The organism is Cupriavidus sp. WS, from assembly GCF_000395345.1.
Lineage (GTDB): Bacteria > Pseudomonadota > Gammaproteobacteria > Burkholderiales > Burkholderiaceae > Cupriavidus > Cupriavidus basilensis_B.
Genome location: NZ_AQPL01000078.1, coordinates 1 through 26,878, shown reverse-complemented (window position 1 = coordinate 26,878; position 26,878 = coordinate 1). Strand labels below are relative to the sequence as shown.

The window sequence follows — 26,878 nt, the reverse complement described above, 5'->3', positions numbered from 1 at the left end:
CGGGCAGGGGCCGGGCATGCCCGGCCACGCCGCGCGGGACGGCGGTGCAGCGACAGAGCGCCGGAGCGTTAGAGCGCCAGAGCGACACAACAACACAACGCAGAACGGGGAGCATCACAGTGGCTGACTTCGAGATCGGCGGGATCGTGCTCGCCTTGCAGCAGGTGCGCCAGCATTGGCGCGAGGGCCAGCAGCGGCTGCTGGAGCCGGGCGGGCGCGACCTGCCTTCGCGCGATGCGCTGGCGCAGGTGGTGGCCGCGCTCAAGGGCGTGCTGTTCCCGATGCGGCTGGGGCCGCCGGATCTGCGCCAGGAAAGCGAGAACCTGTACGTGGCGCACTCGCTCGACGCCGCGCTGCACGGCCTGCTGGCCCAGGCCCGGCTCGAGCTGCACTACGCCGCGCGCCACGGCGAGCGCGACGAGGCCGGCGAGCGGGCGCGGGCGCTGGCCGCGGTGCGCGAGTTCGCGGACCGCCTGCCGCGCATCCGCGAGCTGCTCGACAGCGACGTGCTGGCCGCCTTCCACGGCGACCCCGCCGCCGGCAGCGTGGACGAGGTGCTGCTGTGCTATCCCGGCATCCTCGCCATGATCCACCACCGCATCGCCCATGCGCTGTACGGGCTGGGGCTGCCGCTGCTGGCCCGCATCGTGGCCGAGCTGGCGCATGCCGAGACCGGCATCGACATCCATCCCGGCGCGCGGATCGGCGGCGGTTTCTTCATCGACCACGGCACCGGCGTGGTGGTGGGCGAGACCACCATCATCGGCGAGCGCGTGCGCCTGTACCAGGCGGTCACGCTCGGCGCCAAGCGCTTTCCGCGCGACGCCACCGGCAAGCTCGAGAAGGGCCTGCTGCGCCATCCCATCGTCGAGGACGACGTGGTCATCTATGCCGGCGCCACCATCCTCGGGCGCGTCACGCTGGGGCGCGGCGCGGTGATCGGCGGCAACGTCTGGGTCACGCAGGACGTGCCGGCGGGCGCGCACGTGACGCAGGCCGTGTCCCGCAACGAGACGGCCCGCAGCGGCGGCGCGCACGGCGAGAGCGCGCGCGGCGGCGCGCCGCTTGCCGCCGAGGGCAGCCTGCCATGACGGACCTGGTGCGGAGCCTGGGCACGGCGGTGCGCCAGTTGCGCGAGGCGCATGCGTGGTCGCAGGAGGAACTGGCCGAGCATGCGGGCCTGAACCGCTCCTACATCGGCGAGATCGAGCGCGGCAGCGCCGTCGCTTCCATCGTCACCGTGGAGAAGCTGGCCGCGGCGCTGGGCGTGCCGATCTCCTGGCTGCTGCGCCCGCCCGGCGCCGCCGCGCAGTCCGGCACGGCGGCGGCCGGGCGCTGAGCGCGCGCCGCCGCGAAAGCCGCCGCCGCGCGGCCCGCGATGGCCGTTGGCGGATTGCCGTCTATAGCATGTTGAACGGCCCGTGCCGGCTCCAGATAATCGCTGCGGTAATAAGCATTCTCGTTTTTGTCATAAGCCCCCACCCACTTTTGTCCATCAGCCACGGAGCAGCACATGTCGGTACACGGGAGCAGCCACACGGCGCTCGGCGATAACGCAGCACGGCAACTAGCCAATGCCACCAAGACCATCCCCCAGCTTGCGACCATCACGCCGCGCTGGCTGACGCACTTCCTGCAGTGGGTGCCGGTGGAAGCCGGCATCTACCGCCTGAACCAGGTGCTGGACCCCGAGTCGGTCAAGGTGGCCTGCACCCAGCGCGACGACGAGGGCAAGCTGCCGCGCACCTTCGTCAACTACGACGAGCATCCGCGCGAGTATTTCCTCAACGCGGTGAGCACCGTGCTGGACGTGCATACCCGGGTGTCGGATCTCTACAGCAGCCCGCACGACCAGATCAAGGAACAGTTGCGCCTGACCATCGAGACCATCAAGGAGCACCAGGAAGGCGAGCTGATCAACAACCCGGACTATGGCCTGCTGGCCAACGTGGCCGAGGAGCAGCGCGTGTTCCCGCTGACCGGCGCGCCCACGCCGGACGACCTCGACGAGCTGCTCGCCAAGGTGTGGAAGGAGCCGGCCTTCTTCCTCACCCATCCGCTGGCGATCGCCGCGTTCGGGCGCGAGTGCACGCGCCGCGGCGTGCCGCCGCCGACCGTGAGCCTGTTCGGCTCGCAGTTCATCACCTGGCGCGGCATCCCGCTGATCCCGTCGGACAAGGTGCCGGTGGCCGACGGCAAGAGCAAGATCCTGCTGCTGCGCGTGGGCGACAAGCGCCAGGGCGTGGTCGGCCTGTACCAGCCCGGCGTGGCCGGCGAGCAGGGGCCGGGCCTGTCGGTGCGCTTCATGGGCATCAATGACCAGGCGATCGCCTCGTACCTGATCTCGCTGTACTGCTCGCTGGCGGTGCATTCGCCGGACGCGCTGGCGGTTCTCGATGACGTGGAGATCGGCAAGTACCATGACTACCCTGACACCTACAAGTAATCCGGCGGCGGGTTCTCCCGCGGGCCTGCCGGGCGCGCCGTCGGTGCCGCCGGGCCTGCCCGATCCCGCCGCGCTGGCGCGGCTGGCGGGCGCGTTCTTCTCGGCGCTGCCGGGCACCTCGCCGGCCGCCGTGCAGTCGCCGCCGCTGGTGAACAACCCCGCGCCGCCGGGCTCGCCCGTGGCCGGCCCCGGCGGCACCGGCACCGGCGTGCCCGGCGCGGCCATCCCGCAAGGCCACGTGCCGGGCGCCAACCTGCTGCCGGCCGCGCCCACGCACGTGCTGTCGCTGCCCAACCGCGCGCCGTCCCTGGCGCCCACCGCGGCGGCGCAGAACGGCCTGCCGGACACGGTGGTGACGGTGGCGCCCGCGCTGGAAAGCCGCTTCGGCGGCCAGGCGCTGGGCGTGCCGCACGCGGCCGCGCCGTCGCCCCATGCTTCGGCCGCGCCCGCCTACTACTTCCTCGAAGGCGCGGGCCGCGCCCCGCACGGCGGCGCGGCGGAGCTGCGCGAGATCGCCACGTTCGGCGATCCGCTCTCGCTGCACCTGCCGCGGCAGGGGCCGGGCGCGCAGGGCTACGGACAGGACCGCGCCGGCAAGGAAGCGCTGCCGTGGGCCGCGTCCTCGGCGCGCGTGCCGTTCGACGTCAACGCCATCCGCCGCGACTTCCCGATCCTGCAGGAGCGCGTCAACGGCCGCCAGCTGGTGTGGTTCGACAACGCCGCCACCACCCACAAGCCGCAGTCGGTGATCGACCGCCTCGCGTACTTCTACGCGCACGAGAACTCCAACATCCACCGCGCCGCGCATGCGCTGGCCGGGCGCGCCACCGACGCCTACGAGGCCGCGCGCAGCAAGGTGCAGCGCTTCATCGGCGCGGCCTCGCCGGAGGAGATCGTCTTCGTGCGCGGCACCACCGAGGCCATCAACCTGATCGCCAAGACCTGGGGCGCGAAGCACGTGGGCGAGGGCGACGAGATCGTCGTCTCGCACCTGGAGCACCACGCCAACATCGTGCCGTGGCAGCAGCTTGCCGCGCAGACCGGCGCGCGGCTGCGGGTGATCCCGGTGGACGATTCGGGCCAGGTGCTGCTGGACGAATACCGCAAGCTGCTCAACGACCGCACCCGCATCGTCTCGGTGACGCAGGTCTCGAACGCGCTCGGCACCGTGGTGCCGGTCGCGGAGATCGTCGAGATGGCGCACCGCGCCGGCGCCTGCGCGCTGGTCGACGGCGCGCAGTCGGTCTCGCACATGCGCGTGGACGTGCAGGCCATCGACGCCGATTTCTTCGTGTTCTCGGGCCACAAGGTGTTCGGCCCGACCGGCATCGGCGTGGTCTACGGCAAGCGCGCGCTGCTCGAGGACATGCCGCCCTGGCAGGGCGGCGGCAACATGATTGCCGACGTGACCTTCGAGCGCACGGTGTTCCAGCCGCCGCCCAACCGCTTCGAGGCCGGCACCGGCAACATCGCCGACGCGGTGGGGCTGGGCGCCGCGCTGGACTACGTGGAGCGGGTCGGCATCGAGAACATCGCCCGCTACGAGCACGACCTGCTGGAGTACGCCACCCATCTGCTGCAGCCCATTCCGGGCGTGCGGCTGGTGGGCACGGCGCGCGACAAGGCCAGCGTGCTGTCGTTCGTGCTCAAGGGCTACGAGACCGAAGAGGTGGGGCAGGCACTCAACGAGGAAGGCATCGCGGTGCGCTCCGGGCATCACTGCGCGCAGCCGATCCTGCGGCGCTTCGGGCTGGAAGCCACGGTGCGGCCTTCGCTGGCCTTCTACAACACCACGGAGGAGGTCGACCGGCTGATTTCGGTGGTCAGGCGCCTGTCCGGGCGGCGCTGAAGCCGGCGCAAGTGGAGACCAGCCGCTGAAAACGCAGGCACAACGGCCGCGAAACCCGCATAAAACCATGACATCGGGCATGAATTGGCACGCGGCCTGCGTTTTCTCCTAAAATCCGCTATCTTCTCACCTTGAATCGGCGCGCCTTCCTGCCTTCGGACCGGAGCCGCCTTGTTGAACGCAACCGGCACGCTTCCCGCCCGCCACTGGCACCAGGCCCCCCGACGCCGGCGCAATACAGCGCTTTCCAGCGCTTTTTTCATGAGCAATCTGAACCAGCAAAGCATCCTTTCCGTCCATCACTGGACCGACACGCTCTTTAGTTTCACCTGCACCCGCGACCCCGGTTTCCGCTTCGAGAACGGCCAGTTCGCGATGGTCGGCCTGGAAGTCAACGGCCGCCCGCTGCTGCGCGCCTACAGCATCGCCAGCGCCAACTACGAGGAAACGCTGGAGTTCTTCAGCATCAAGGTGCCCGACGGCCCGCTGACCTCCCGCCTGCAGCACCTGCGCGAAGGCGACCAGATCTTCGTCGGCAAGAAGCCCACCGGCACGCTGCTGGTCGACAACCTGCTGCCCGGCAAGACCCTGTGGCTGCTGGCCACCGGCACCGGCCTGGCGCCGTTCCTGTCGATCATCCGCGACCCGGAAGTGTATGACCGCTACGACAAGATCGTGCTGACCCATACCTGCCGCTTCGTCGAGGAACTGGCCTACCGCGAGCTGATCCAGGAACACCTGCCCCAGCACGAGTACCTGGGCGAGCTGGTGCGCGAGAAACTGGTGTATTTCCCCACCGTGACGCGCGAAGAGTTCGACAACAAGGGCCGCATCACCGACCTGATCGCCTCCGGCGAGCTGTTCGAGCGCCTGGACGTGCCCCCGTTCTCGCTCGAGAACGACCGCATCATGCTGTGCGGCAGCCCCGACATGCTCAAGGACGTGCGCAACATCCTGATCGAGCGCCAGTTCACCGAAGGCAACATGAGCCATCCCGGCCACTTTGTGCTGGAAAAGGCCTTCGTCGACTGAGGCTCGCGCCGGCGGCGGCGCGGTGCCGCCGCCGCTTGCCAGCCTGACTCGCCCGTTCGCGGCGCGTTCCTGCCGGCGGCCCTAGCCGCCCTGCTGGCGGGACATCACCCAGAAATGCACGCCCAGGGTGGTCAGGAAGACACCCGCCAGTTGCAGCCAGCCCGTCTCCGTTCCCAGCGCCAGGCCCAGCCCCGCCACCGTGGCGGCGGCGCCCGCGCGTCCGCGCCATCCTTCATGCCATTCGCCGCGCCGCGTCCCGGCCTGCCGGTCCGCCCGCGCGCGCGCCGGCTCCCTGACTCGTTCCATCGTGACTCCCGCCGTGCCGGCGGGGCCGCCATGCCCCGCGCCCGCGCAGGCTAACGCGCGGGCGCGCGGGCGCGCAAAGAAGAAAACCGCTTGTGGATATGCGGCCAGGGGTGCGGCCAGGGATGCGGCCAGGGGTGCGGCCGGCGGGCGGCCGGCGCCATCGGCCGCCACGGCGTGAACCGCATATTCACCGTCGTTCTTATTCGTTAAGAACCGCGCCCGCGCGGCGTATGTTCATGGCTTGTCCGCGCGGCGCGGGCGCGTTGCGCGCCGCCGCCGCATCCGCAAACCAGTAACAGGGGAGTCTTCGATGAGCGTGGAAATCATTGGCATGATCCAGACCCAGAAGCAGTCGGAGATCCATCCGGCCAGCGGGCCGGCGGTGGATCGCGATTACGTGCGCGCGTTCGCGCAGGCGCACGAGCAGGGCGGCTTCGACCGCGTGCTGGTGCCGCACCATTCCACCGGCCCCTCGGCCACGCTCGCCATCTCCTACGCGGCGGCCGTGACCGAGCGCGTGCATTTCATGCTGGCGCACCGCCCCGGCTTCACCGCGCCGACGCTGGCCGCGCGGCAGATCGCCACGCTCGACCAGTTCAGCGGCGGCCGGCTCGGCGTGCACTTCATCTCGGGCGGCTCGGATGCGGAGCAGCAGCGCGACGGCGATTTCCTCAACCACGACGAGCGCTACGCGCGCACCGACGAGTACCTCGGCATCCTGCGGCGCATCTGGACCGAGGACAAGCCGTTCGACCACGAGGGCAAGTACTACCGCTTCACGCAGGGCTTCTCCGAGGTCAAGCCGGCCCAGCGCCCGCACGTGCCGGTCTTCTTCGGCGGCGCGTCGCAGGTCGCCATCGAGGTCGCCGGGCGCCATGCCGACGTGTACGCGCTGTGGGGCGAATCGCTCGACCAGGTGCGCGAGCTCACCGCGCGCGTGCGCGCCGAGGCGGCGAAGAACGGGCGGCAGGTGCGCTTCTCGGTGTCGTTCCGCCCGATCCTGGCGGCCACCGAGGCGCAGGCCTGGGCGCGCGCCGAGCGCATCCTGGCGCGGACGCGCCACCTGCGCGAGGTGGCCGGCCTGGCGCCGGGCGGCCCGCAGCAGAGCGAAGGCGCGCGCCGTCTGCTGGCCGCGGCCGACCAGGGCGCGCGCGTGGACAAGCGCCTGTGGACCGAGATCGCGAAGCTGACCGGCGCGCGCTCCAACTCCACCGCGCTGGTCGGCACGCCGGAGCAGGTGGCCGACGCGCTGCTGGACTACTACGACCTCGGCGTCACCACCTTCCTGATCCGCGGCTTCGATCCGCTGGAAGACGCGGTGGACTACGGCCGCGAACTGATCCCGCGCGTGCGCGCACTGGTGGCGCAGCGCGAAGCCGGCCGCAAGGCGGCATGAACACGATGACGCGGAGGATGGCACAGCAGATGGCACGGCAGACGGAGACGGCGAAGCAGGACATGACGGCATCCAGGCGGCGATTCCTGCGCTACGGCGTGGCCGCGGGCGCGGCGGCGGCCAGCGGCGCGCTGCCGTTCGCGGCGCGCGCGCAGGCGCGCCCGGTGCTCAAGGCCGGCGACCAGAAGGGCGGGCTGCGCGCCCTGCTGGAGAACGCCGGCGAGCTCAAGAACCTGTCCTACGACATCCAGTGGACCGAGTTCCCGGCCGCCGCGCCGCTGGCCGAGGCGCTCAACGCGGGCGCGGTGGACTCCGGCCCGATCGGCGACGCGCCGGCCATCTTCGCGCTGGCCGCCGGCACGCCCATCAAGATCATCGGCGCCAACCGCTCGGACCCGTTCGGCACCGCGGTGCTGGTGCGCGCGGATTCGCCGTGGAAAAGCGCGGCCGACCTGCGCGGCAAGAACATCGGCACCAACCGCGGCTCCATCGGCCACTTCGTCACGCTCAAGGCGCTGGAGTCGGCCGGGCTGAAGCCCGAGGACGCCAACATCCGCTTCCTGCCGCCGGCCGACGCCAAGCTCGCGCTGGTCAACGGCTCGATCGACGCCTGGGCGACCTGGGAACCCTACACGGCGCTGGCCGAGACCAGCGGCCACGCGCGCGTGCTGGTCAGCGGCCGCGGCCTGTGGTCGGGCCTGAGCTACCTGGCCGCCACCGACAGCGCGCTGGCCACCAAGCGCGAGGTGCTGCGCGACTTCCTGCAGCGCGCGGCGCGCGCGCAGGTATGGTCGTACCAGCACGTGGACAGCTATTCCGCGGCGCTGGCGCGCATCATCGGCATCCCGCCCGAGGCCGCGCGGCTGCAGTTCGAGCGGCGCCGCACGCAGTGGCGCAACATCGACGCCGCGCTGATCGCCGAGCAGCAGCGCACCGCCGACTTCTATCTCAAGGCCGGCCTGCTCAAGCAGCGGCTGGACGTGCGCACCACGTTCGACACGGGCTTCCCGCTGGCGGCGTAGGCGGCGTAGGCGGCGCGGGGCGGGGCCTGGTCACAAGGACAGGTTGGCCGCGCGGATGACGCCGCCCCAGCGCTTCACGTCGCTGGCGCCCACGCGCGCCAGCTCCGCGCTCGAGCCGTACTTCGGCGTGTAGCCGTTCTGCGCCATCTTCGCGGTGAAGTCCTTGTCCTTCAGCACCTCGGCGACGGCGCGGTCGACCGTGTCGATCATCGGCTTCGCGGTGCCCTTCGGCGCGAACAGGCCGAACCAGTTGTTGACGTCGTAGCCCGGGATGCCGGCCTCGACCAGCGTCGGCAGCTGTTCCAGCGCGGGCATGCGCTGCGTCGACGCCACCGCCATCGCGCGCACCTTGCCGCTGTTGATGAGCGGCAGCGACGACGGAATGCTGTCGAACATGAACGACACCGTGCCCGAGAGCAGGTCCGTGACCGCCTGCGACGAACCCTTGTAGGGGATGTTGTTGAGCTTCACGTTGAGCTTCTGCCCGAGCAGGATGCCTTCGAGGTGCGACAGCGTGCCGAAGCCCGAGGCATAGTCCACCTTGCCGCTGCGGCTGTTCAGCCACGCGGCGAATTCCTTGAAGTCCCTGGCCGGCACCGACGGGTGCACCACCAGCACGTGCGGGGCGCTCGCCATCAGCGCGACCGGCTCGAGGTCGCGCACCACGTCGTAGCGCGCGTTCTTGTTGAGCAGCGTGCCGATGATCTGCGTGGTCAGCGCGCACAGGTAGATCGTGTTGCCGTCGGGCGCGGCCTGCGCCGCCGCGTTGAGGCCGATCATGCCGCCGGCGCCGGCGCGGTTGTCGACGACGATGGTGCGGTTCAGGATCTGGCCGAGCTTCTGCCCCAGCATGCGCGCGAGGATGTCGGCCGAGCCGCCGGGCGGATAGGCCACGATCAGGCGCAGCGGCCCGGTGTTGTCGCTCTGTGCCCATGCCGTGCCGGCGGGCGCCGCGCCCAGCCCCGCGGCCAGCAGCGCGCCCGCGCCGATGCGGCGCAGCGCTCGCCGCCTGCGGGCGAGGCGGGTGGGGCAGGATTCGGACACGGCGTGGTGCATTGGCTTGGCTCCTATGGCAGAGGACATGACGGGACGATGCGCGCCGCGCGCTCCGTGGCGCGCGGTCGGTGATCAATGATCGTCGCATCGGTGGCCGGCGCAAATACGTGTTTCGCGAGCGTGGCATCGTCAACCGCGAGTGCACCGCAATGGTGACGCGCGCGGTGGCGCGCTCGATGACGTGCCTGTTGGCGTGTCCTGTGGCGCTTGGTAGGAACCCGGATTGACGGCGGCCCGCACATCGTCGGATCGTGCAGCCATTCGCACGGCGTCACCTCCCACGGAGCCCGGGCACGGACCTTGCTCCGTGTTCGCCCAACATGAACCTGCCAGTCAAGCCCACCCATACCCAGACCGATGCCGCCAGGCCGCCGGGCCAATGCCGGCCGGCCGCGCGCGGCCGGCATCACGGCGGTCTGGTGTCGCGCCTCGACCTCGTCACGCTGAAGCTGTTCGTGGCGATCGTCGAGGAGCAGAGCATCAACCGCGCCGCCGAGCGGGAATTCATCGCGCCCTCGGCCGTCAGCAAGCGCATCGCCGACCTGGAGCATGCCACGCAGACGCAGCTGCTCATCCGCCATCGCAAGGGCGTGGAGCCGACCGTGGCGGGGCTGGCCATGCTCAACCACGCGCGCACCATGCTGCGCAATCTCGCCGAGCTCGAGAGCGAGATGTTCGACTACGCCGACGGCGTGCGCGGCAACGTGCGCATGCTGGCGAGCGAGTCGGCGCTGTTCGGTTATTTCCCCGACGCGCTGAAGACCTTCACCGGGCTGTATCCGGAGATCCGCATCGACCTGGCCGCGGCCACCAGCGCGGCGTCGGTGCAGGCCGTCACGGACGGCGCGACGGACATCGGGATCTTCTGGGGCGACGTGCCGGCGCCGCATCTCAAGGTGGTGCCGTGCTATTCGGACCGGCTCGTCGCCGTGGTCCCGGCCGGCCATCCGCTGGCCGCGCACGAGGCGGTGCGCTACGTCGACGTGCTCGACCACGAGATGGTCGAGCAGGAGGCCACCAGCGCGCTGCAGGCGCTGCTGCTGCGCCAGGCGGCCGAGCTCGGCATCACCCCGCGCACGCACGTGCGCGTGGAGGGCTACGACGCGGTGTGCCGCATGGTGCAGGCGGGGCTCGGCGTCGGCATCGTGCCGCACAGCTACGCGGTGCGGCTGTCGCCGCAGGCCGGCGTGGTCGCGCTCGGCCTGCTGGAGAACTGGGTGGACCGGCACTACAAGGTGTGCGTGCGCGACCTGGAACAGCAGCCGGTGGCGACGCGGCTGATGTTCCAGCACCTGACCGGCGGCACCTGATCCGCCGCAAGGCCGGCGCGCCGCGCGTCAGTCCCGGCCCGCGTGGCGCCAGGCCTGGGCGCGGCGCCCCAGCAGCATCGCCAGCATCGACTGCGCGAACTTGACCAGCGCCGAGGTCAGCAGCACCATCACCGCCATCGCGCATGCCGCCGCGGTGTCGCCGGTATCGTCCATCGCCACCGCCGCCACCGAGGCGACCATGCTGAGCGGCTCGTAGAGGAAGATCACCGCCGCCACCGTCGTCATGGCATTGACGAAGAAATAGGTGGCGATGTCGAGGATGGCGGGCAGGCAGATCGGCACCGTGACGCGGCGGAAGGTGGTCCAGAACGGCACGCCGAGCGAGGCCGAGGCCGCCTCGAACTCGCCGTCGATCTGCTGCAGCGCGGTCAGCGCGGTGAGATGCGGCACCGTGTAGTAATGGGCCACGCAGCACATCGTCATGAGCCACAGGCTGCTCTTGATGGCCGACAGCGGATTGGCGGGGTCGTTGAAGAAGAACACGAAGCCCAGCCCCAGCACCAGCCCGGGCACCGCCAGCGGCAGCATCGCCAGGAAATGCAGCAGCTGGCGCAGCGCGCGGAAGGCCTTGATCTTGCCGACCAGGTACGCGCCGCCGAAGGCCAGCACCGTGCCCGCCGCCGCGGTCCAGGCCGCGACCGCCAGGCTGTTGTAGTAGGCGCCCCAGCCCAGGCTGTCGTAGGCGGCGAAATCGTAGCTGCCCAGCGCCAGGCTCAGGTCGTAGGGCCAGAGCTTGACCAGCGAGGCGAACACCGCGGTGCCGACGATGGACAGGATCGCCAGCGCCACCACCACCGCGAACGCGCCCATGACGCCGTCGAACAGCGGGCGCGCCTCGGGCCGGTACAGCACCGAGCGCGCGTTCAGCAGCGCGCGCTGGCGGCGGCGCACGACGGCGTCGATCACGAACGAGAGCACGGCCGGCACCAGCAGCACCACGCCCACCACCGCGCCCATCTGGAAGTTCTGCTGCCCGATGATCTGCTTGTAGATGTCGATCGCCAGCACGTTGAACTGCCCGCCGATGACCTTGGCGATGCCGAAGTCCGTGACCGAGAGCGTCACGATGACGAACGCCGCGCTGATCAGGCCGTAGCGCGCCGACGGCAGCGTGATGGTGAGGAACGCGCGCAGCGGCCGGGTGTTCAGCGAGCGCGCGACCTCGTACATGCGCGCGTCGGACAGGCCCAGCGCGGTGGCGAGGATCAGCACCGCGTGCGGGAAGCAGTAGAACACCTGCGCGGCGACGATGCCGATGAGCCCGTACACCGGATGGCCGCCCAGCCAGGACTTGAGATAGCCCTGGTTGCCGAACATGTAGGTCAGCGCGATCGCCGGCAGCAGCGACGGCGCCAGCAGCGGCAGCAGCGAGATGCCCTTGAACAGCGCCTTGCACGGCAGCCGGCTGCGCACCAGCGCCAGCGCGTACAGGAACGCGAGCGGCAGCGTGATGGCGGTGGTCAGCGCGCACACGATCAGCGTGTTGCCGAGCGAGGCCACCAGCCCCGGGTTGGAGACGTAGGCGGCAAAGTTCGCCAGCCCGGCGAAGCGGCCGGCGGCATCCTGCAGGCTTTTCGACAACACCGCGTAGAGCGGCATGCCGATCAGCACCAGCGCGACCGCGCACAGCAGCGCCAGCAGCAGCCCGGCGACGGCCCGCTCCGGGAGGCCGCGCGGGCGCGGCCGGGCGCGCGCGGCCGGGGCCGCGCCGTCGAGTCGTGAGGCGAACGTCATGCCGGCTCTCCCGCGGGAAACAGGTGCAGGTGCTCGGGCCGGATCGCCACGCGCAGGTGCTGGCCGGCGTGCAGGCCCAGCGTGCGGGCGTCGTCGCTGGAGAAATCGGCCATCACCGGCACGTCGCCGAGCTGCGGGCACGCCAGCGTGGCGCGCCACGTCGCGCCGAGGAACTCGACCTGCGCGACGCGCGCGCCGCAACTGTTGGGCGCGTCCTCGCCGAGGCCGCGGAAACACACCTCCTCGGGGCGGAAGCCGAGCGTGACCGGCTCGCCCTCGCGCGCGCCCGGCCGCGGCGGCAGGCGCAGTACGGTCTGCCCGGCCAGCGCCTGCGCGTCGCCGGTACGCCGCGCCGGCAGGAAGTTCATCTTGCCGACGAAATCCGCGACGAAGCGCGAGGCCGGGTGGCGGTAGATTTCCGCCGGGGTGCCGATCTGCTCGATCGCGCCGTGGTTCATGACCACGATGCGGTCGGCCATCGTCAGCGCCTCTTCCTGGTCGTGCGTGACCATGATGGTGGTCAGGCGCAGCGCGGCCTGCAGCTGCTTGATCTGCTGGCGCAGGTGCACCCGCACCTTGGCGTCGAGCGCGGACAGCAGCTCGTCGAGCAGCAGGATGCCCGGCGAAGGCGCCAGCGCCCGCGCCAGCGCGATGCGCTGCTGCTGACCGCCCGACAGCTGGCCCGGATGCTTGCCGCCGATGCCGGGCAGGCCGACCAGCGCCAGCAGCTCCTCCACGCGCCGCGCGATGTCGGCGCGCGCCATGCGCCGGTTGACCAGGCCGTAGGCGACGTTCTCGGCCACCGTCAGGTTCGGGAACAGCGCGTAGGACTGGAACAGGATGCCGACGTCGCGCGCGGCGGCCGGCAGGCGCGAGATGTCCACGCCGCGCTTGAACAGCCGCCCGCCGCTGTGCGCCTCCAGCCCGGCGATGATGCGCAGCAGGGTGGACTTGCCGCAGCCGGACGGCCCGAGGAAGCAGAGAAACTCGCCTTCGGCGACGGCCAGGTTGATGTCGTGCAGGACGTCGGTCCTGCCGAAGCGCTTGGCGATGCGCTCCAGCGAGAGCATCGGTCCGGCGGAGGCTGGGTTCATGATGCGCTCCGCTTCAGTTGGGCTTCGGCTCGGACTTGCCGTCGTAGCGCCGGGTCCATTCGTTGGTCAGCCGGGTCTGGTTCTCCACGGCCCTGGCGACGTTGTCGTCGGCCATCATCGCCTCGGCGTTCGGCGGATAGTTGGGCGGCACCTGGCGCACGTCCGGGTGCGAGACCACGGCCATGAACTTGTTGAACTGCTCGTTGGCCTCCCGGGTGGTCATCCAGTCCGCCACCACCTTGGCCGCCGCCAGCCTGGGCGTGCCCTTCATGATGGCGGTCGACTCGATGTCCCAGCCGAGCTTGTCCGCCGGTACGATGATGTCGATCGGCGCGCCCTTGCTCTTGAGCTGCGGCGCGGTGATGTCGGTCGAGATGCCGATCACGTATTCGCCCGTGGCCGCCAGCTTGCACGGCTTGGAGCCGCTGTGCGTGTAGAGCGCGATGTTGGCGTGCAGGCCGTCCATGTACTTCCACGCCGCGTCCTCGCCCATGCTCTGCACCCAGTGGTTGACGCCGAGATAGCCGGTCTGGCTCGAGACCGGGTTCGGCATGGTGATCTGGCCGCGGTAGATCGGCTTGGCCAGGTCCGACCACGTGACCGGGGCCGGCAGGTTGCGCTTTTTGGCCTCCACGGTGTTGAAGCAGATCATGGTCATCCACGCCTCGTTGCCGGTGTAGACGGGCGGCTTGTTGGCGGTGTCGCGAAAGCGCGGCTTGAGCTGCGCGTAGCCCTTGGGCTCGTAGGGCTGGATCAGGCCGAGCTTGTTCAGCGCCAGGATGTGCATCGATGGCACGCCCCACAGCAGGTCCGCCTTGGGCGCGTCCTTCTCCGCGATCAGGCGCGCGAGGATGATGCCGGGGCTGTCGCGCAGCCACGCGATCTGGATCTCGGGGTGCGCCTTCTCGAAGGCGGCCTTGTAGGGCGCGAGCTGCTCTTTTTCCAGCGTCGTGTACACGGTCAGCGTGGTCCTGGCCTGGGCCAGTGCGGCCGGCGCGTGGGCGGCGCCCGCGGCGGCGGCGAGGACCGAGGCGGCCAGCAGCAGGCGCGAGGCCAGTCGCGACTTGAAGCGCGGCGTGAGGTGCGAAGCCAAGCGCGCAGTCAAGCGCAAGGCCGGGCGCGCGGGGCGCCGTTCGGGGGTCGGGGTCAGCATGTGCATGGCAGTGGATCCTCTGGTTTTGTACGGCGTTGGCAGGAAGGGATCGTGGTCGCGGCCGGGCGGGCCGCCGGCGTCGTTGGCCGTGTCAGTGGTCGAGCAGCGCGGCCACCACGGCGTCTCCCATCGCCGCGGTGCCGGCCAGCGTGCAGCCGGGCTCGTGGATGTCGGCGGTGCGCAGGCCGTCGGCCAGCACCCGCCGCACCGCGTCTTCCACGCGCGCGGCGGCTTCGGGCTGGCCGGCGCTGTCGCGCAGCATCATGGCGGCCGACAGGATCGAGCCGAGCGGGTTGGCGATGTCCTTGCCCGCGATGTCGGGCGCGCAGCCGTGCACGGGCTCGTACAGGCCCTTGCCCTGCGCGTTGACCGAGGCCGACGGCAGCATGCCGATCGAGCCCGTCAGCATCGAGGCCTCGTCGGACAGGATGTCGCCGAACAGGTTGCCGGTGACGATCACGTCGAACTGGCCCGGGTTGCGCGCCAGCGCCATCGCCGCCGCGTCCACGTAGAGATGCGTCAGCGCGACGTCCGGGTAGTCGCGCGCCACCTCTTCCGTCACCGCGCGCCACAGCTCCATGCTTTCCAGCACGTTGGCCTTGTCCACCGAGCACAGTTTGCGCTGCCGCCGGCGCGCCGCCTCGAAGCCCGCGCGCACCACGCGCGCGATCTCGTCCTCGGTGTAGCGCATGGTGTTGATGCCCACGCGGCGGCCGTTTTCCGTCACGATGCCGCGCGGCTCGCCGAAATACAGGTCGGAGGTCAGCTCGCGCACGATCAGCAGGTCGAGGCCCTCGACGACCTCGCGCTTGAACGACGACGCGCCCGCCAGCTCGCGGAAGGCCACCACGGGCCGGTAGTTGGCGAACAGGTCCAGCGCCTTGCGCAGCGTCAGCAGCGCGTCGCCGGGGCGCAAGCCGCGCGGCAGCGTCTCGTACTGGAAGCCGCCTTCGGCGCCGAACAGCACCGCGTCGGCGCGCTGCACCGCCGCCAGCGTCTGCGCGGGCAGCGGATGCCCGGTCTGGTCGTACGCCGCGCCGCCGACCAGGCATTCGGTCAGTTCGAAGGAAAGGCCGCGGGATGCCAGCGCGCGCAGGACCTTCACCGCCTGCGCGGTCACTTCGGGTCCGATGCCGTCGCCGCCAAGTACTGCAATTTTCATGTCAAAAGGCTCGCTGTGGATTTGGGAGGTCAGGGAAAGCGGGTCTGCCGGGTCTGCTCGAAGCGGTCGATCGCGCCGGCCATCGACAGCGTCACGTCGATGTCGTCGAGGCCTTCGAGCAGGCAGTGCTTGCGGAAGGCGTCGATCTCGAAGCCGCACGCGCGGCCGTCGGGCGCCGTCACCTGCTGGCGCGGCAGGTCCACGGCGATGCGCGCGCGCGGGATGGCCTCGATGCACGCGAACAGGTGCTCGACGAAGTCCGCCGGCAACACCACCGGCAGCACGCCGTTCTGGAAGCAGTTGTTGAAGAAGATGTCGCCGAAGCCCGGTGCCAGGATGGCGCGGAAGCCATAGTCGGCCAGCGTGAACACCGCATGCTCGCGCGACGAGCCGCAGCCGAAGTTGGCGCCGGCCACCAGCACCGAGGCGCCGGCGAACGCGGGCTGGTTGAGCACGAAGCCGGCGCGCGGCCGGCCCTGCGGATCGAAGCGCAGGTCGTGGAAGCAGTAGCGGCCGTAGTCTTCGCGCACCTTGTGCATGAAGCGGCCCGGCACGATCTGGTCGGTGTTGATGTCGGCCTCGCGCATCGGCGCGGCGATGCCGTGGACGTGCTCAAACGGCTGCATGGATCAGCTCCTCGCGATAGTCGGCCAGGCAGCCGTGCACGGCCGCGGCGGCGGCCATGCCGGGATTGACCAGATGGGTGCGCACGCCCGGCCCCTGCCTGCCGACGAAGTTGCGGTTGGTGGTGGAGACGCAGCGCTCGCCCGGGCGGCCGATGTCGCCGTTCACGCCGAGGCACATCGAGCAGCCCGGCGTGCCCCACTGCATGCCGGCCGCGGTGAACACGCGGTCCAGGCCCTCGGCCTCCGCCTGCGCCTTGACGAGGCCGGAGCCGGGCACCACCAGCGCCGGCACCTTCGCGCGGCGCCCGCGGACGACGCTGGCCGCGAGCCGGATGTCCTCGATGCGGCCGTTGGTGCACGAGCCGATGAAGACCCGGTCGACCGGCAGCCCGAGCAGGGCGCTGCCGGCTTCCAGCCCCATGTAGGCCAGCGCGCGGTCCACCGCGGCGCGGCGGTCCGCGTCGGCGATCTGCGCGAGCTCGGGAATGCGCTCGTCGATGCCGCAGCACTGCGACGGGTCGGTGCCCCAGGACACCAGGGGCACGATGGCGTCGGCGGCGATCGTCACGGTGCGGTCGAAGACCGCGCCGGGGTCGCCGCGCAGCGCCAGCCAGGCCGCGCTGCGGGCCGCCCACTCGGCGCCCGCGGGGGCGAAGGGCCGGCCGCGCAGATAGGCGAGGGTGGTGGCGTCGGGCGCGACCATGCCGGCGCGCGCGCCGGCCTCGATCGAGAGGTTGCACAGCGTCATGCGGCCCTCGACCGACAGCGCCTCGACCGCCGCGCCGCCATACTCGACGACGTGCCCGGCCGCGCCGCCCACGCCGACCTGGCGGATGAACGCGAGCGCCAGGTCCTTGGCGGTCACGCCCGGCGCGGGCATGCCGGTGAAGCGCGCCAGCAGCGTCTTCGGCCTGGCCTGCCACAGCGTCTGCGTGGCCAGCACGTGGCTGACCTCGCTGGCGCCGATGCCGAAGCCGAACGCGCCGAACGCGCCGTGGGTGGAGGTATGGCTGTCGCCGCAGACCACGGTCATGCCCGGCAGCGTCATGCCCTGCTCGGGGCCCACCACGTGGATGATGCCCTGGCGCCGGTCGCCGAGGCCGAAGTGGACGATGCCGTTGCGCGCGGCCTGCGCCGCCAGCCCCGCCACCATGTCGCGGCGGTCGTCATCGATGACGTCGGCGAGCCGGGTGCTGTGCGACGGCGCGTAGTGGTCCGGGATGGCGACGGTGGCCGCCGGCCGGCGGATCGGGATGCCGCGCCGGCTCAGCGTGTGGTACGACTCGGCGGGCAGGTCGTCGCTGAGATAGTGGCGGTCGACATAGAGCAGGGTCTGGCCGGACGCCTGCTCGAGGACCACATGGGCTTGCCAGATCTTCTCGAACAGCGACAGCGGCTGCGCGGCAGGGGAGGGGAGCGGCATGGGGCGAATCGGAGGGCTCGTGGGACATGTGTATGGCCAGCATCATGCATAGCGGCTCCGGCTTCGTATATTGCCGATTCGCGAGGCTGCCAACGCGAATGACGATGGCAGGCCGGCGCGGCGGTGATTACGATGAGTCCCGGTCCGGCGTGGGGCGCGCGCAGCGCCTCGCCCCGGCTTTCATCCCCTGCTTTCACCCCTCGCCGCCAGGAGTCCCCGTTGCTGCAACCCGATGCCGCCCTGCTCAAATCCCTGCTACCGTTTCCGCTGCTGATCCGGGCCCTGCGCGAGGCATTCGTCGCCGGCGCCACGGTGCCGCTGCGGCACACGCACGCCATCGGCGAGGCCGGCGCGCCCGATGCCGGCATCTCGCTGCTGATGCCGGCGTGGGACGCCGAAGGCTTCTACGGCGTCAAGATCGTCAACATCTACGAGGGCAACGCCGCGCGCGGCCTGCCGGGCCTGCACTCGACGTACATGCTCTACGACGCGCGCACCGGCGTGCCGCTGGCCATGTTCGACGGCAACGAGATCACCTCGCGGCGCACCGCGGCGGCGGCGGCGCTCGGCGCCGACTTCCTCGCGCGGCCCGACGCGCAGGCGCTGCTGGTGGTCGGCGCCGGCCGCGTGGGCAGCCTGGTGGCGCCCGCGATGGCCTGCGTGCGCCCGCTGGAGCGCATCGCGGTGTGGGACGTCGATGCCGAGGCCGCGCAGCGCTGCGCGCACGGCCTGCGCGAACAGGGCTATCCGGCCGTGGCGGCCGCTGACCTAGAGCCGGCCGCGCGCGCCGCGGACATCGTCAGCTGCGCCACGCTGGCCACCGCGCCGCTGATCCGCGCGGACTGGCTGGCGCCGGGCAGCCACCTGGACCTGATCGGCAGCTTCACGCCGCGCATGACCGAGGCCGAGCCGGCCTGCTTCGCCGGCGCGGGCGTATGGGTCGACACGGCGGAGGCAACGGCGAAGTCCGGCGACCTGATCAACGCCTTCGCGGCGGGCTGCCTCGCGCCGGAAGCGATCCGCGGCGACCTCGCGGGCCTGGCCCGCGGCACCGCCGCCGGACGCGGCGCGGCGCGCGAGCGCACGGTGTTCAAGGCCGTCGGGACGGCGCTGGAGGACCTGGCCGCCGCGCGGCTGGCCTACCAGCAGCTGAGCGCGGCGCCGCGCGGATAATGTCACTGATACCAACCACGGAGCAAAACGCATGACTCGCATTCAACGGTTCGAAACCAGCGCCCGGATGTCCCACGCGGTGGTGCACGGCGATACCGTCTACCTGGCCGGCGCGATCGCCGCCGACCTCGACGGCGACATCGCCGCCCAGTCCGCCGAGGCGCTGGCGGAGATCGAGCGCGTGCTGGCGCTGGCCGGCAGCGACAAGTCCAGCCTGCTGACGGCGCAGATCTGGCTGAAGGACCTGCCGCGCGATTTCGCCGCGATGAACGCGGTGTGGGAAGCGTGGGTGCCGGCCGGCCACGCGCCGGCGCGGGCCACCTGCCAGGCGGAGATGGCGGACCCCAGGGTGCTGGTGGAATTCATCGTCACGGCGGCGCTCGGCTGACGCGGCGGGGCGCGCGCCCGGCCATCGGGCAGCGCCCGAGTGGCGCTTGAGGGTGGCGCTTGAAGGTGGTGCCTGCGGCAGCCCCCGCGGCAGCGCTTAAGGCAGCGCCGCCTCGGACGCCTGGGCGCTGACCACCCGGTTGCGGCCGCTGCGCTTGGCCTCGTAGAGGGCCTCGTCGGCGCGCCCGTAGGCGTATTCGAAGCTGGTGCCGCGCGGGTTCCAGCTCACGCCGAAGCTCGCCGTCACCTGCAGGTCGGGCGCCTCGGAGAAGGTGTGGTCGGCGATGCGCACGCGGATGCGGTTGGCCAGTTCCATCGCGGCGCCGAGCGGGCGCGCCGGCAGCAGCGCGGCGAATTCCTCGCCGCCCACGCGGCCGACCATGCCGGCGTCCAGCACGGTCTGCGTCAGGCATTCGGTGACGCCGCGGATCACCGCGTCGCCCACCGGGTGGCCCAGCGTGTCGTTGACGCGCTTGAAGTGGTCGATGTCCAGCACGATCAGCGCCAGGCTGCCGCCGGCCAGGATCAGGCCGGCCTGCTCGATCACCGCGCCGCGGTTGAGCGCGCCGGTCAGAGTGTCGCGCGTGGCGCGGAACTCGAGCTCGCGCGCCAGTTCCTGCAGGCGCTGGTTGAGCCGGTTCATTTCCAGCTCTTCGCGGTCGCTGCGCCGGATCAGGCGCCGCGTCTCGCGCATCAGCCGCTCGTAGTGGCCGATCAGCTCGCCGAGCGTGCGGCGATACGCCTGCGCGCCGGCATCCGGATTGCAGAAGACCGCGCGGGCCCCGGCCACGGCGCTGTTCTCCAACTCGAAAAGATCGGGCTCGGACATTCGGCGGATCGGCGCGGTTCAGGTGGCGGTGGTGGCGTGGTCGATGAACTCGATGGCCGGGAAGTCGGCGTGCAGCTCCTGCCCGAATTCCAGGATGGTGTCGTCGTCGACGTCGTGGTACCAGTTCACGATCACGCGGTTGCCTTTCTCGGCGGCGTCGTTCATGGCATCGAACATGCTGAACAGCACCTTGGTGCTGGAGCTGTTGAAGTAGGTCAGCGCCACGTGGACGGTGACCTCGGTGTCTTCGCACGCGGCCAGGTACTTGCGCATGCGCACGATCACGTCGCCGTAGAACACGGCGGCGTTCTCGGGGTAGGACTCGCCCCTGAGCGACAGCGTATGCTGCGCGAAGTCGAAATTCACCTCGGGCGAGGACGGGGTTGCGGCGATGAACAGGTTTTCCATGACGTTGTTTTTCTCGTCCTGCTCAGATCGTGGCGACCAGGTGGAACATGGTCGACGCCGGGTCCGCATCGATCGGCTGGAAGTTGAACTCCAGGGGAGCGCTGGCGTCGCGCGCCACGGTCAGGAAGCCCAGGCCGGCACCCTTGCTGCCCTCGGGCGACTCCGACCGCATGGTCTCCCGGTAGGCCTGCTTGATCTGGTCCAGCGTCATCGTGCGCAGCGGTTCGAGCGCGGCGCGCAGCTGCGCCACGCGCGAGATCGCCACGGGGTTGGAGCACATCAGGCGGTAGCGGTCGTCGATCATGCTGATGCATACGGAGCCGTGGCGGAGCTGGTCGGTGTCCTGGGTGGGCGGCGTCAGCGCGTCCGAGGAGTAATGGACGATATTCTGCGCCATTTCCACGAACGAGGAAAACAGCTTGCGCCGCGTCGAGTTGTCCACGCCGCTGACGGCGAGCTGCAGCCGCACCGCGTCCGACATGGCGGCGATGATGTTCTGGGAAAAATAGCCGACGTAGTAGAAGATCACGTTGCGTTCCCGGGCCATTTTGAAGAAGGCCCCATATTCGTTGTCAATCGAAGTACCGTTCATCGGCGTGGTGTCGTTGGCGTTGTTGTCAGGACTTGCTGCCCGCTTACTGAACGCGAAAGCAGAAGAAGGTCAGGTCGTCCCGGCGGTTCTGCTGCCCTTGCCAGGCGCTGTATTGCTCCAGCACGGCCTGATTGATGCGCGCGGCCGGCTCATGCCGGCTGGCGCGCACCGCTTCGCGGATGCGCCGCTTGCCGAAGGCGATCTCCTTGGGGCCGCCGATCTGGTCGACCAGCCCGTCGGTGGTGACGAACACCACGCTGCCGGGCACGGTCGGCACCACGCGGTTCCGCCAAGCGAAATCCATGCCCGTGTCGAGGTAGCCGGCGCCCATGCGCTCGCCTTCCACCATCTCGCCGTCCTCGTCGCCGGGGTGCAGCACGAACAGCGCGCTCTTTGCCCCGGCGAAGGACAGGTGCCGGCTGGCGTTGTCGAACCAGAAGAAGGCCGCGTCCAGGCCGTCGTTGGATTCCGCGGTGTCGCCGTAGCGCTCTTCCTGGCCGAGCATCTGCTTGATGCCGCGGTTGAGCGCCATGAGCAGCGCGCCGGGGTCGCGCGGGCCGCGCTGCTCGATGGCCTGGGTCAGGATGGAGGAGGCGATCAGCGTCATGAAGGCGCCCGGCACGCCGTGCCCGGTGCAGTCGGCCAGCGCGGCGAACCAGCCGTCCTCGAACGCCGCGAAGTGATAGAAATCGCCGCCGACCACGTCGCGCGGCTCCCACACCAGCCCGGCGTCGCCGAGCGTGCGGGCCATCGCCTCGCGCGAGGGCCGCAGCATCGAGCGCTGGATGATGCTGGCGTAGTCGATGCTGTGCATGATCTGGCGGTTCTTCTCGGCCTGCATGTCGGCCACCACCCGCATCAGCTGCAGGCCGCGCCCCAGGCCGAGGAAACGGCCCTCGCGCGCGACGATGAAGCCGTCCGCCAGCGCCTTCTCGCCGTATTCCACCGCCTTGAAGGTCAGCGCCTCGATGCTCATGGCCGCGTCCACCACCAGCGGCTCCTTGTCCATGAAGGCGATGCAGCTCTTGCGGTTGTACAGCTCGCGGTGGTAGGGCTTGCTCATCTGCGACATGAAGATCGCGCGGTTGATGAGCCCGATCGGCCGGTCGTCCTCGGTCACCGGCAGGCTGTCGAGGTCGCGGTGCCTGCCGAAGACGTCCAGCACGTCCTGGTTGGTCTGTTCCGTTGTCACCGACGGCGTGGCAACGCACAAGTCTTCCGCGCAAGGCTGGCGGAAGCGGGAACGCGCCGCGCGGGATTCGACCCTGCTGGTATCGGCCGGAGCGTCAGACATCGCCAAGGTATCCGGATTATTTCGAAGTCGCTGATTTTAGAAGTGGCGTATGTCTTCTATGTGACAGTTTCAAGAAAAGAGGGGATTAAGGGGGGTATCTTTCGCGAATGGCATGGGCGCGCGCCGGCCGCCGCCGGCAGCGCGGCCGCTCAGGCGTGGCAGACCAGGCCGCTTTGCAGCTCGCCGGCCTGGTAGGCGAGGTCGCCGGCGCGCTGCTCGCGCGCCCGCGCCAGGCCGCCGCCGCCGACCCAGTAGCGCACCGCGCGGTCCAGGTAGGTCGCGGAGTCCGGGTCGGGCTGGCGCAGGCCGATCTGCGCGCCGCCGTCGCCGTCCAGGTCCTGGTCCAGCACCCGGTAGAAGCGCCATTCCGGCAGGCCCGCCAGCCGCGCCAGCGCCAGCTTGTCCTCGGCCAGCGCCTGGCATTCGCCGGCCATGAAGGCGGCGACCGCGCGGATCGCCGACGCATAGACCACCGGGGCCGCATGATAGCGGCTGGCCAGTTCCCGCGCATACGGGCTGCCCTGCGCCACGCACACCGGCCGCCGCGCCAGGTCCCCGGCGCGCCGGTAGGGGCTGCCGCGCAGCGCGATCAGCCGGCCGCTGCCGCCCGCGTAGGGGCTTGCCACGCGCGGCTCGCCGGCGGCGCCGGGGCGGGCGCCGGCGATGACCAGGTCCGGCGCCGGCGCGCCGGCGCCGTGCGCGCGGCCGTCCGCGTCCAGCCCGACCAGCTTCACCGGCACCCGCAGGCGCTCGCCCAGGAAACGGGCCAGGCCGGCGTCGAAATCGTCGGGCCCGGGCGGGTTGGGCGCGCCGGGCGGCGCCGGCCGGGCGTACTCGCGCACGCCGACGACCAGCACGCCGCGGCGGCGCGCCCCGGCCAGCACCGGGCCCTGCGGCAGCGCGTCCCAGCGCGGCTCGGGCTGCAGCCGCTGCAGCAGGTCGAGGGCCGGCGCGGGCAGGCTCTCCACCGGCAGCCGCAGCGGCAGGCGGCCGAGCACGGCGGGAAGGCCGAGCCAGGCCAGCGCCAGTACCGTCACGGCAGCGGCCAGCGCGGCAACCAGTATAGGCAGCCGCGGATGACCGCCGCGTGACGCCGCGCGCGGGAGCGGCGGCATGGTGGAAGACACGTCAGGCATTGAGGGTCAGCCCCCGGCGCCAGCGCGTGAGGCGGCGCTCGATGCGGGCCAGGATGAAGTTCAGCGCCAGCCCCAGCAGCGCCAGCAGCAGGATGCCGGCATACATGGCCGGGATCTGGAACACCTCCTGCGAATTCAGCGTCAGGAAGCCCAGCCCGGAATGCGCGCCGATCATCTCGGCGGCGACCAGCGCCGTGATGCAGTAGGTGCCGGCCAGGCGGATGCCGGTGAAGATGGACGGCGACGCCGCCGGCAGCACCACCTTGCCGAACACGAACAGGCGCGACGCGCCCATCGAGCGCGCCGAGTTGATCAGCAGCTGGTCCACCTGCTTGACGCCGCTGATGGTGCTCAGCAGCACCGGCCAGAACGAGGCCCAGAAGATGATCGCCACCTTGGACAGCTCGCCGATGCCGAGGAACAGGATGAAGACCGGGAACAGCGCGAACGCCGAGGTCTGCCGGAACAGCTGCAGGATGGGGTCGACGATGGCTTCGAGCCGGCTGAACCAGCCCATCAGCAGGCCCAGCGCCACGCCCAGGCCGATCGCCAGCAGCAGCCCCCACAGCGAGCGCTGCAGGCTCGCGCCCACGTGCTTGAGCAGCTCGCCGCTCTGCGCCATCTGCCAGATGGCCGGCAGGATCTGCGACGGCGGGCTCAGGTAGGCCTCGCTGACGATGCCGGCGCGCGGCACCAGCTCCCACAGCAGCAGGAAGCCGACGATGCCGACCAGGCCCAGCGCGCGGTCGCCCAGGCGGGCGGCCAGCGAAGGGCCGGCAAGCCGGCGGATGGCGGCGGCCGGATGGCGCACCGCGGAAGTGCTGACGGCGGGATCGCTCACAGGACGGCCTTGGCTTCGGTGGTGGCCGGCAGCGGCGCCGGGGTGGCGGCGCGCGCGGCGGATGTGGTGGACGCGGCGGACGTAGCGGACGCAAGGGACGCGGCAGGCTCGCCCGCCACGCGCTCGCCCGGGTTCGCGGTGGCGCCGAGCGGGCGCGGCACCGCGGCGCTGAAATGGACTTCGTCCTTGAGGATGTCCCAGGCCTGCTGGCGCAGCCGCACGAATGCCTCGGAGTTGCGCAGCTCGGGCTGGCGCGGGCGCGGCAGCGGCACGTCGATGATGGCCTTGACCGCGCCGGGCCGGCGCGTCATCACGGCGATGCGGTCGGACAGGAAGATGGCCTCGTCCAGGCTGTGCGTGATGAAGACGATGGTCTTGCGGTACTGCTCCCAGATCCGCAGCAGCTCGCCCTGCAGGATCTCGCGCGTCTGCGCGTCGAGCGCGGCGAACGGCTCGTCCATCAGCAGCACCTCGGGCTTGTAGGCCAGCGAGCGCGCGATCGCCACGCGCTGCTTCATGCCGCCCGAGATCTCGTGCGGGTAGCGCTCGCCGAAGCCTTCCAGCCCGACCAGCTCCAGATGCTCCTGCGCGATGCGGCGCCGCTCGGCGCGCTTGACGCCGCGGATCTCCAGCCCGACCTCGATGTTCTGCAGCACCGTGCGCCACGGGAACAGCGCATAGCCCTGGAACACCACGCCCTGGTCGCGGCTGATGCCGGCCAGCGGCTTGCCGTCGATGGCGATGTGGCCGCCGGTGCGCTCGGTCAGCCCGGCCAGGATGCTCAGGAAGGTGGACTTGCCGCAGCCGGACGGGCCCAGCACGGAAAGGAACTCGCCGTTGCGGATGGCGAGGTTGAAGTCCTGCAGCACGGCCACGTTCTCGGGCCGTCCGTTCTCGCCGCGCACGGCGTAGTCCATCTGCACGCCGCGCGCGAGGATCTTGTCGGTCATGATGCGCTGCCTCTCAGGCTTTCGCCTGGGCCTTGGCCGCGAACGGGTTGAACTCGTTGGTGTAGATGCTGGCGGCCGTCACCTTGCCCTTGGCCAGCTTGCCCTCGGCTTCCAGCACGTCGATGTAGTACTGGATCGGCGGCTCGGTCACCACCAGGTTGTCCACGTAGGCATAGCGGTCCACGTAGTCGAGTTGCAGCTTGATGCGCTCGGACACCAGCTTGCGCGCGTCCTCCGGGTTGGCGTTGACCCAGTTGGCGGCCTTGGCCAGCGCCGTCACCACGTCGCGCACCGACTCGGGATGCTCGCGGATGAACTTGCCGTGCGCGCTGTACGGCTGCATGCCGCCCAGGCCGCCGTCGAGGTCGAAGTCGCTCCACAGGCGCACCAGCTTGTCGGCGTGGTCGGCGCGGCCCGAGAACGGCGCGTGGATGATGGCCAGGTCGGTATTGCCGGTGGCCAGCGTCTGCTCGGCCTGGTCGTCGGGGATCACCACGAAGTTGATCTTGGTGACGTCCACGCCCTTCTGGCGCAGGTAGGTCTTGGTGACGAACTCCGCGCACGCGCCGAAGCTGTTGATGCCGATGGTCTTGCCTTCGAGGTCCTTGGGCTGGCGGATGCCGGAGGCCTTGCGCACGAAGTACTTCATGTGCGGCGCGTCCTGCAGCGTCTTGTTGCCGGCCGCCACCACCTTGATGTCGGCGCCGCTGGCCACCGCGGAAATCACCAGCGGCACCATGCGCGAGCCGAAGTCGATCTCGCCGGTGCCGGTCAGCGGGATGATCTGCGGCGCGGCGACCTTGCCGATGTACTGCGGGCGCGTGTTGGTGCCCTCGAAATAACCGAGCTGCTCGGCCGGGTAGACCAGGTCGAAGGTCGGGTTGTCCGGGTAGCGGAAGCGCACCTTGTCGCCCACCTTGGCCACCACCGCCGGCGCGCCGCCGGCCGCGCCATTTGCCGCGCCGCCGGCCGCCTGCGGCGCGCCTTCGCGCGAGCAGGCCGCCAGCAGGGAGCCGAAGCCGCCGGCGGCGGCCAGCGAGGCCAGTTGCTTGAGAACGAGGCGGCGGGAGCCGGGGGCGGAGGAGGGCGCTGGCATTCGAAGTTGTCCTGTCGGAATGTCCTGCCGGCGCGGGAGCGCATGCATCCTGCGCGTCGATGGCGGACGGGGATCAGCCCGGAGTATCGGCCAGCGCGGGCGCGCCACCAACGAAGGCTTTCAACTATGAATATCAGGTGGATGCAGCCGGCGCGCGGCCGGCCTCGCGTCCTCACTCATTTGTCTTCACTCACTTCTTCATCAGCCGCCTGAGCGTCTCCACGAAATCCTGCGCCAGCCGCGACAGCGGCTCGGTCTGCACGTGGAAGATCTGCACCGAGCCGCTGACCTTGGTCCGGACCGGCACCGCCACGATGCCCGGCCAGTCCTGGCCGAACACGGTCATGGCGTCCACCAGCGCGATGCCGGCGCCCGCCTGCGCCAGCGCGCGCGCCACGTGGGCCTGTTCCACCTGCACGCGCATGTCGGGCTGGTCGTCCTCGCCGCCGAACATCTCGCGCACCAGCAGCCCGAACGGCACGTCGGCGCCGTAGCCGATCAGCGGCTCCCCGGCCAGCTCGGCGGGCCGCACCGAGGCGCGC

The 26,878-nt window shown here is 70.8% G+C and carries 27 protein-coding genes; 10 read left to right on the top strand and 17 right to left on the bottom strand.

Features of this window, described 5'->3' with window-relative positions:
* Positions 1 to 119: 119 nt before the first annotated feature.
* The 5 genes from epsC to K206_RS0108205 all read left to right on the top strand — a co-directional run bounded on the left by epsC (position 120) and on the right by K206_RS0108205 (position 5,327).
* Positions 120 to 1,091, top strand: coding sequence for a serine O-acetyltransferase EpsC (gene epsC, locus K206_RS0108225; protein WP_020201936.1), 972 nt, complete (start codon positions 120 to 122; stop codon positions 1,089 to 1,091).
* Positions 1,088 to 1,339 carry a helix-turn-helix domain-containing protein gene (locus K206_RS0108220; RefSeq protein WP_020201935.1) on the top strand — a complete coding sequence of 84 codons (252 nt, stop codon included), beginning with the start codon at positions 1,088 to 1,090 and terminating at the stop codon, positions 1,337 to 1,339. The genes epsC and K206_RS0108220 overlap by 4 nt, the downstream gene beginning before the upstream one ends.
* Before the next feature lie 174 nt (positions 1,340 to 1,513).
* The gene (locus K206_RS0108215; RefSeq protein ID WP_020201934.1) at positions 1,514 to 2,446 is read left to right on the top strand and encodes a family 2A encapsulin nanocompartment shell protein; all 933 of its coding nucleotides are present in this window, start codon (positions 1,514 to 1,516) and stop codon (positions 2,444 to 2,446) included.
* Complete coding sequence (locus K206_RS0108210; protein WP_029043372.1) at positions 2,421 to 4,295, top strand: family 2A encapsulin nanocompartment cargo protein cysteine desulfurase; 1,875 nt, start codon at positions 2,421 to 2,423, stop codon at positions 4,293 to 4,295. Before K206_RS0108215 ends, K206_RS0108210 begins: the two co-directional genes overlap by 26 nt.
* Before the next feature lie 261 nt (positions 4,296 to 4,556).
* Positions 4,557 to 5,327 carry a ferredoxin--NADP reductase gene (locus tag K206_RS0108205; RefSeq protein WP_020201932.1) on the top strand — a complete coding sequence of 257 codons (771 nt, stop codon included), beginning with the start codon at positions 4,557 to 4,559 and terminating at the stop codon, positions 5,325 to 5,327.
* 81 nt (positions 5,328 to 5,408) lie between these two features.
* Here K206_RS0108205 and K206_RS0108200 read toward each other — a convergent pair whose 3' ends face one another.
* Complete coding sequence (locus K206_RS0108200; protein ID WP_020201931.1) at positions 5,409 to 5,633, bottom strand: hypothetical protein; 225 nt, start codon at positions 5,631 to 5,633, stop codon at positions 5,409 to 5,411.
* A gap of 310 nt (positions 5,634 to 5,943) precedes the next feature.
* On the opposite strand from K206_RS0108200, the gene K206_RS0108195 reads away from it, so the two are divergent.
* Both K206_RS0108195 and K206_RS0108190 read left to right on the top strand, forming a co-directional pair.
* On the top strand, positions 5,944 to 7,029 hold the full coding sequence (locus tag K206_RS0108195; RefSeq protein WP_020201930.1) for an LLM class flavin-dependent oxidoreductase: 1,086 nt from the start codon (positions 5,944 to 5,946) through the stop codon (positions 7,027 to 7,029).
* A 62-nt stretch (positions 7,030 to 7,091) separates the two neighbouring features.
* Positions 7,092 to 8,051, top strand: a complete 960-nt coding sequence (locus tag K206_RS0108190; RefSeq protein ID WP_029043371.1) for an ABC transporter substrate-binding protein — start codon at positions 7,092 to 7,094, stop codon at positions 8,049 to 8,051.
* A 30-nt stretch (positions 8,052 to 8,081) separates the two neighbouring features.
* On the opposite strand, the gene K206_RS0108185 is transcribed toward K206_RS0108190, so the two are convergent.
* A complete protein-coding gene (locus K206_RS0108185) occupies positions 8,082 to 9,107 on the bottom strand; it encodes a tripartite tricarboxylate transporter substrate binding protein (protein WP_020201928.1) in 1,026 nt (341 codons plus the stop codon).
* Positions 9,108 to 9,427: 320 nt separating this feature from the next.
* On the opposite strand from K206_RS0108185, the gene K206_RS0108180 reads away from it, so the two are divergent.
* Entirely contained in the window at positions 9,428 to 10,417 is a 990-nt protein-coding gene (locus K206_RS0108180; RefSeq protein ID WP_020201927.1) for a LysR family transcriptional regulator, read from the top strand.
* Between the two features lie 27 nt (positions 10,418 to 10,444).
* Here the strand turns inward: K206_RS0108180 and K206_RS0108175 are convergent, their stop codons facing one another.
* From K206_RS0108175 to leuC, 6 genes are all read right to left on the bottom strand, one after another.
* Positions 10,445 to 12,172, bottom strand: a complete 1,728-nt coding sequence (locus tag K206_RS0108175) for a putative 2-aminoethylphosphonate ABC transporter permease subunit (protein ID WP_020201926.1) — start codon at positions 12,170 to 12,172, stop codon at positions 10,445 to 10,447.
* Positions 12,169 to 13,266, bottom strand: coding sequence for a putative 2-aminoethylphosphonate ABC transporter ATP-binding protein (locus K206_RS0108170; protein ID WP_043365862.1), 1,098 nt, complete (start codon positions 13,264 to 13,266; stop codon positions 12,169 to 12,171). The genes K206_RS0108175 and K206_RS0108170 overlap by 4 nt, the downstream gene beginning before the upstream one ends.
* 13 nt (positions 13,267 to 13,279) lie before the next feature.
* Entirely contained in the window at positions 13,280 to 14,419 is a 1,140-nt protein-coding gene (locus tag K206_RS0108165; protein WP_155888002.1) for a putative 2-aminoethylphosphonate ABC transporter substrate-binding protein, read from the bottom strand.
* 91 nt (positions 14,420 to 14,510) lie between these two features.
* On the bottom strand, positions 14,511 to 15,581 hold the full coding sequence (leuB, locus tag K206_RS0108160) for a 3-isopropylmalate dehydrogenase (RefSeq protein ID WP_029043367.1): 1,071 nt from the start codon (positions 15,579 to 15,581) through the stop codon (positions 14,511 to 14,513).
* Between the two features lie 29 nt (positions 15,582 to 15,610).
* Entirely contained in the window at positions 15,611 to 16,207 is a 597-nt protein-coding gene (leuD, locus tag K206_RS0108155; protein WP_020201922.1) for a 3-isopropylmalate dehydratase small subunit, read from the bottom strand.
* Entirely contained in the window at positions 16,194 to 17,630 is a 1,437-nt protein-coding gene (gene leuC, locus K206_RS0108150; RefSeq protein ID WP_020201921.1) for a 3-isopropylmalate dehydratase large subunit, read from the bottom strand. Before leuC ends, leuD begins: the two co-directional genes overlap by 14 nt.
* A 219-nt stretch (positions 17,631 to 17,849) precedes the next feature.
* Here leuC and K206_RS0108145 point away from each other — a divergent pair, with 219 nt between their 5' ends.
* Both K206_RS0108145 and K206_RS0108140 read left to right on the top strand, forming a co-directional pair.
* Positions 17,850 to 18,803, top strand: coding sequence for an ornithine cyclodeaminase family protein (locus K206_RS0108145; protein ID WP_020201920.1), 954 nt, complete (start codon positions 17,850 to 17,852; stop codon positions 18,801 to 18,803).
* Positions 18,804 to 18,834: 31 nt separating this feature from the next.
* Complete coding sequence (locus tag K206_RS0108140) at positions 18,835 to 19,191, top strand: RidA family protein (RefSeq protein WP_029043366.1); 357 nt, start codon at positions 18,835 to 18,837, stop codon at positions 19,189 to 19,191.
* A 96-nt stretch (positions 19,192 to 19,287) separates the two neighbouring features.
* Here K206_RS0108140 and K206_RS0108135 read toward each other — a convergent pair whose 3' ends face one another.
* The 9 genes from K206_RS0108135 to K206_RS0108095 form a co-directional block, all read right to left on the bottom strand.
* Positions 19,288 to 20,019, bottom strand: a complete 732-nt coding sequence (locus K206_RS0108135) for a GGDEF domain-containing protein (protein ID WP_020201918.1) — start codon at positions 20,017 to 20,019, stop codon at positions 19,288 to 19,290.
* Positions 20,020 to 20,037: 18 nt separating this feature from the next.
* A complete protein-coding gene (locus tag K206_RS0108130; protein ID WP_020201917.1) occupies positions 20,038 to 20,427 on the bottom strand; it encodes a DUF1987 domain-containing protein in 390 nt (129 codons plus the stop codon).
* Positions 20,428 to 20,449: 22 nt separating this feature from the next.
* Positions 20,450 to 21,019, bottom strand: coding sequence for a SiaB family protein kinase (locus tag K206_RS0108125; protein WP_020201916.1), 570 nt, complete (start codon positions 21,017 to 21,019; stop codon positions 20,450 to 20,452).
* Positions 21,020 to 21,062: 43 nt separating this feature from the next.
* Positions 21,063 to 22,313 (bottom strand): SpoIIE family protein phosphatase, encoded by a 1,251-nt coding sequence (locus K206_RS0108120; protein ID WP_029043365.1) that lies wholly within the window; start codon positions 22,311 to 22,313, stop codon positions 21,063 to 21,065.
* Positions 22,314 to 22,462: 149 nt separating this feature from the next.
* Positions 22,463 to 23,350, bottom strand: coding sequence for a transporter substrate-binding domain-containing protein (locus K206_RS0108115; protein WP_043365855.1), 888 nt, complete (start codon positions 23,348 to 23,350; stop codon positions 22,463 to 22,465).
* Positions 23,351 to 23,441: 91 nt separating this feature from the next.
* Complete coding sequence (locus tag K206_RS0108110; protein WP_155888001.1) at positions 23,442 to 24,215, bottom strand: ABC transporter permease; 774 nt, start codon at positions 24,213 to 24,215, stop codon at positions 23,442 to 23,444.
* A gap of 71 nt (positions 24,216 to 24,286) precedes the next feature.
* On the bottom strand, positions 24,287 to 25,240 hold the full coding sequence (locus K206_RS0108105) for an ABC transporter ATP-binding protein (protein WP_020201913.1): 954 nt from the start codon (positions 25,238 to 25,240) through the stop codon (positions 24,287 to 24,289).
* A gap of 13 nt (positions 25,241 to 25,253) precedes the next feature.
* Complete coding sequence (locus tag K206_RS0108100; protein ID WP_020201912.1) at positions 25,254 to 26,336, bottom strand: ABC transporter substrate-binding protein; 1,083 nt, start codon at positions 26,334 to 26,336, stop codon at positions 25,254 to 25,256.
* Positions 26,337 to 26,526: 190 nt separating this feature from the next.
* The coding region (locus tag K206_RS0108095; RefSeq protein WP_020201911.1) for a LysR substrate-binding domain-containing protein at positions 26,527 to 26,878 on the bottom strand (352 nt) is incomplete at its 5' end.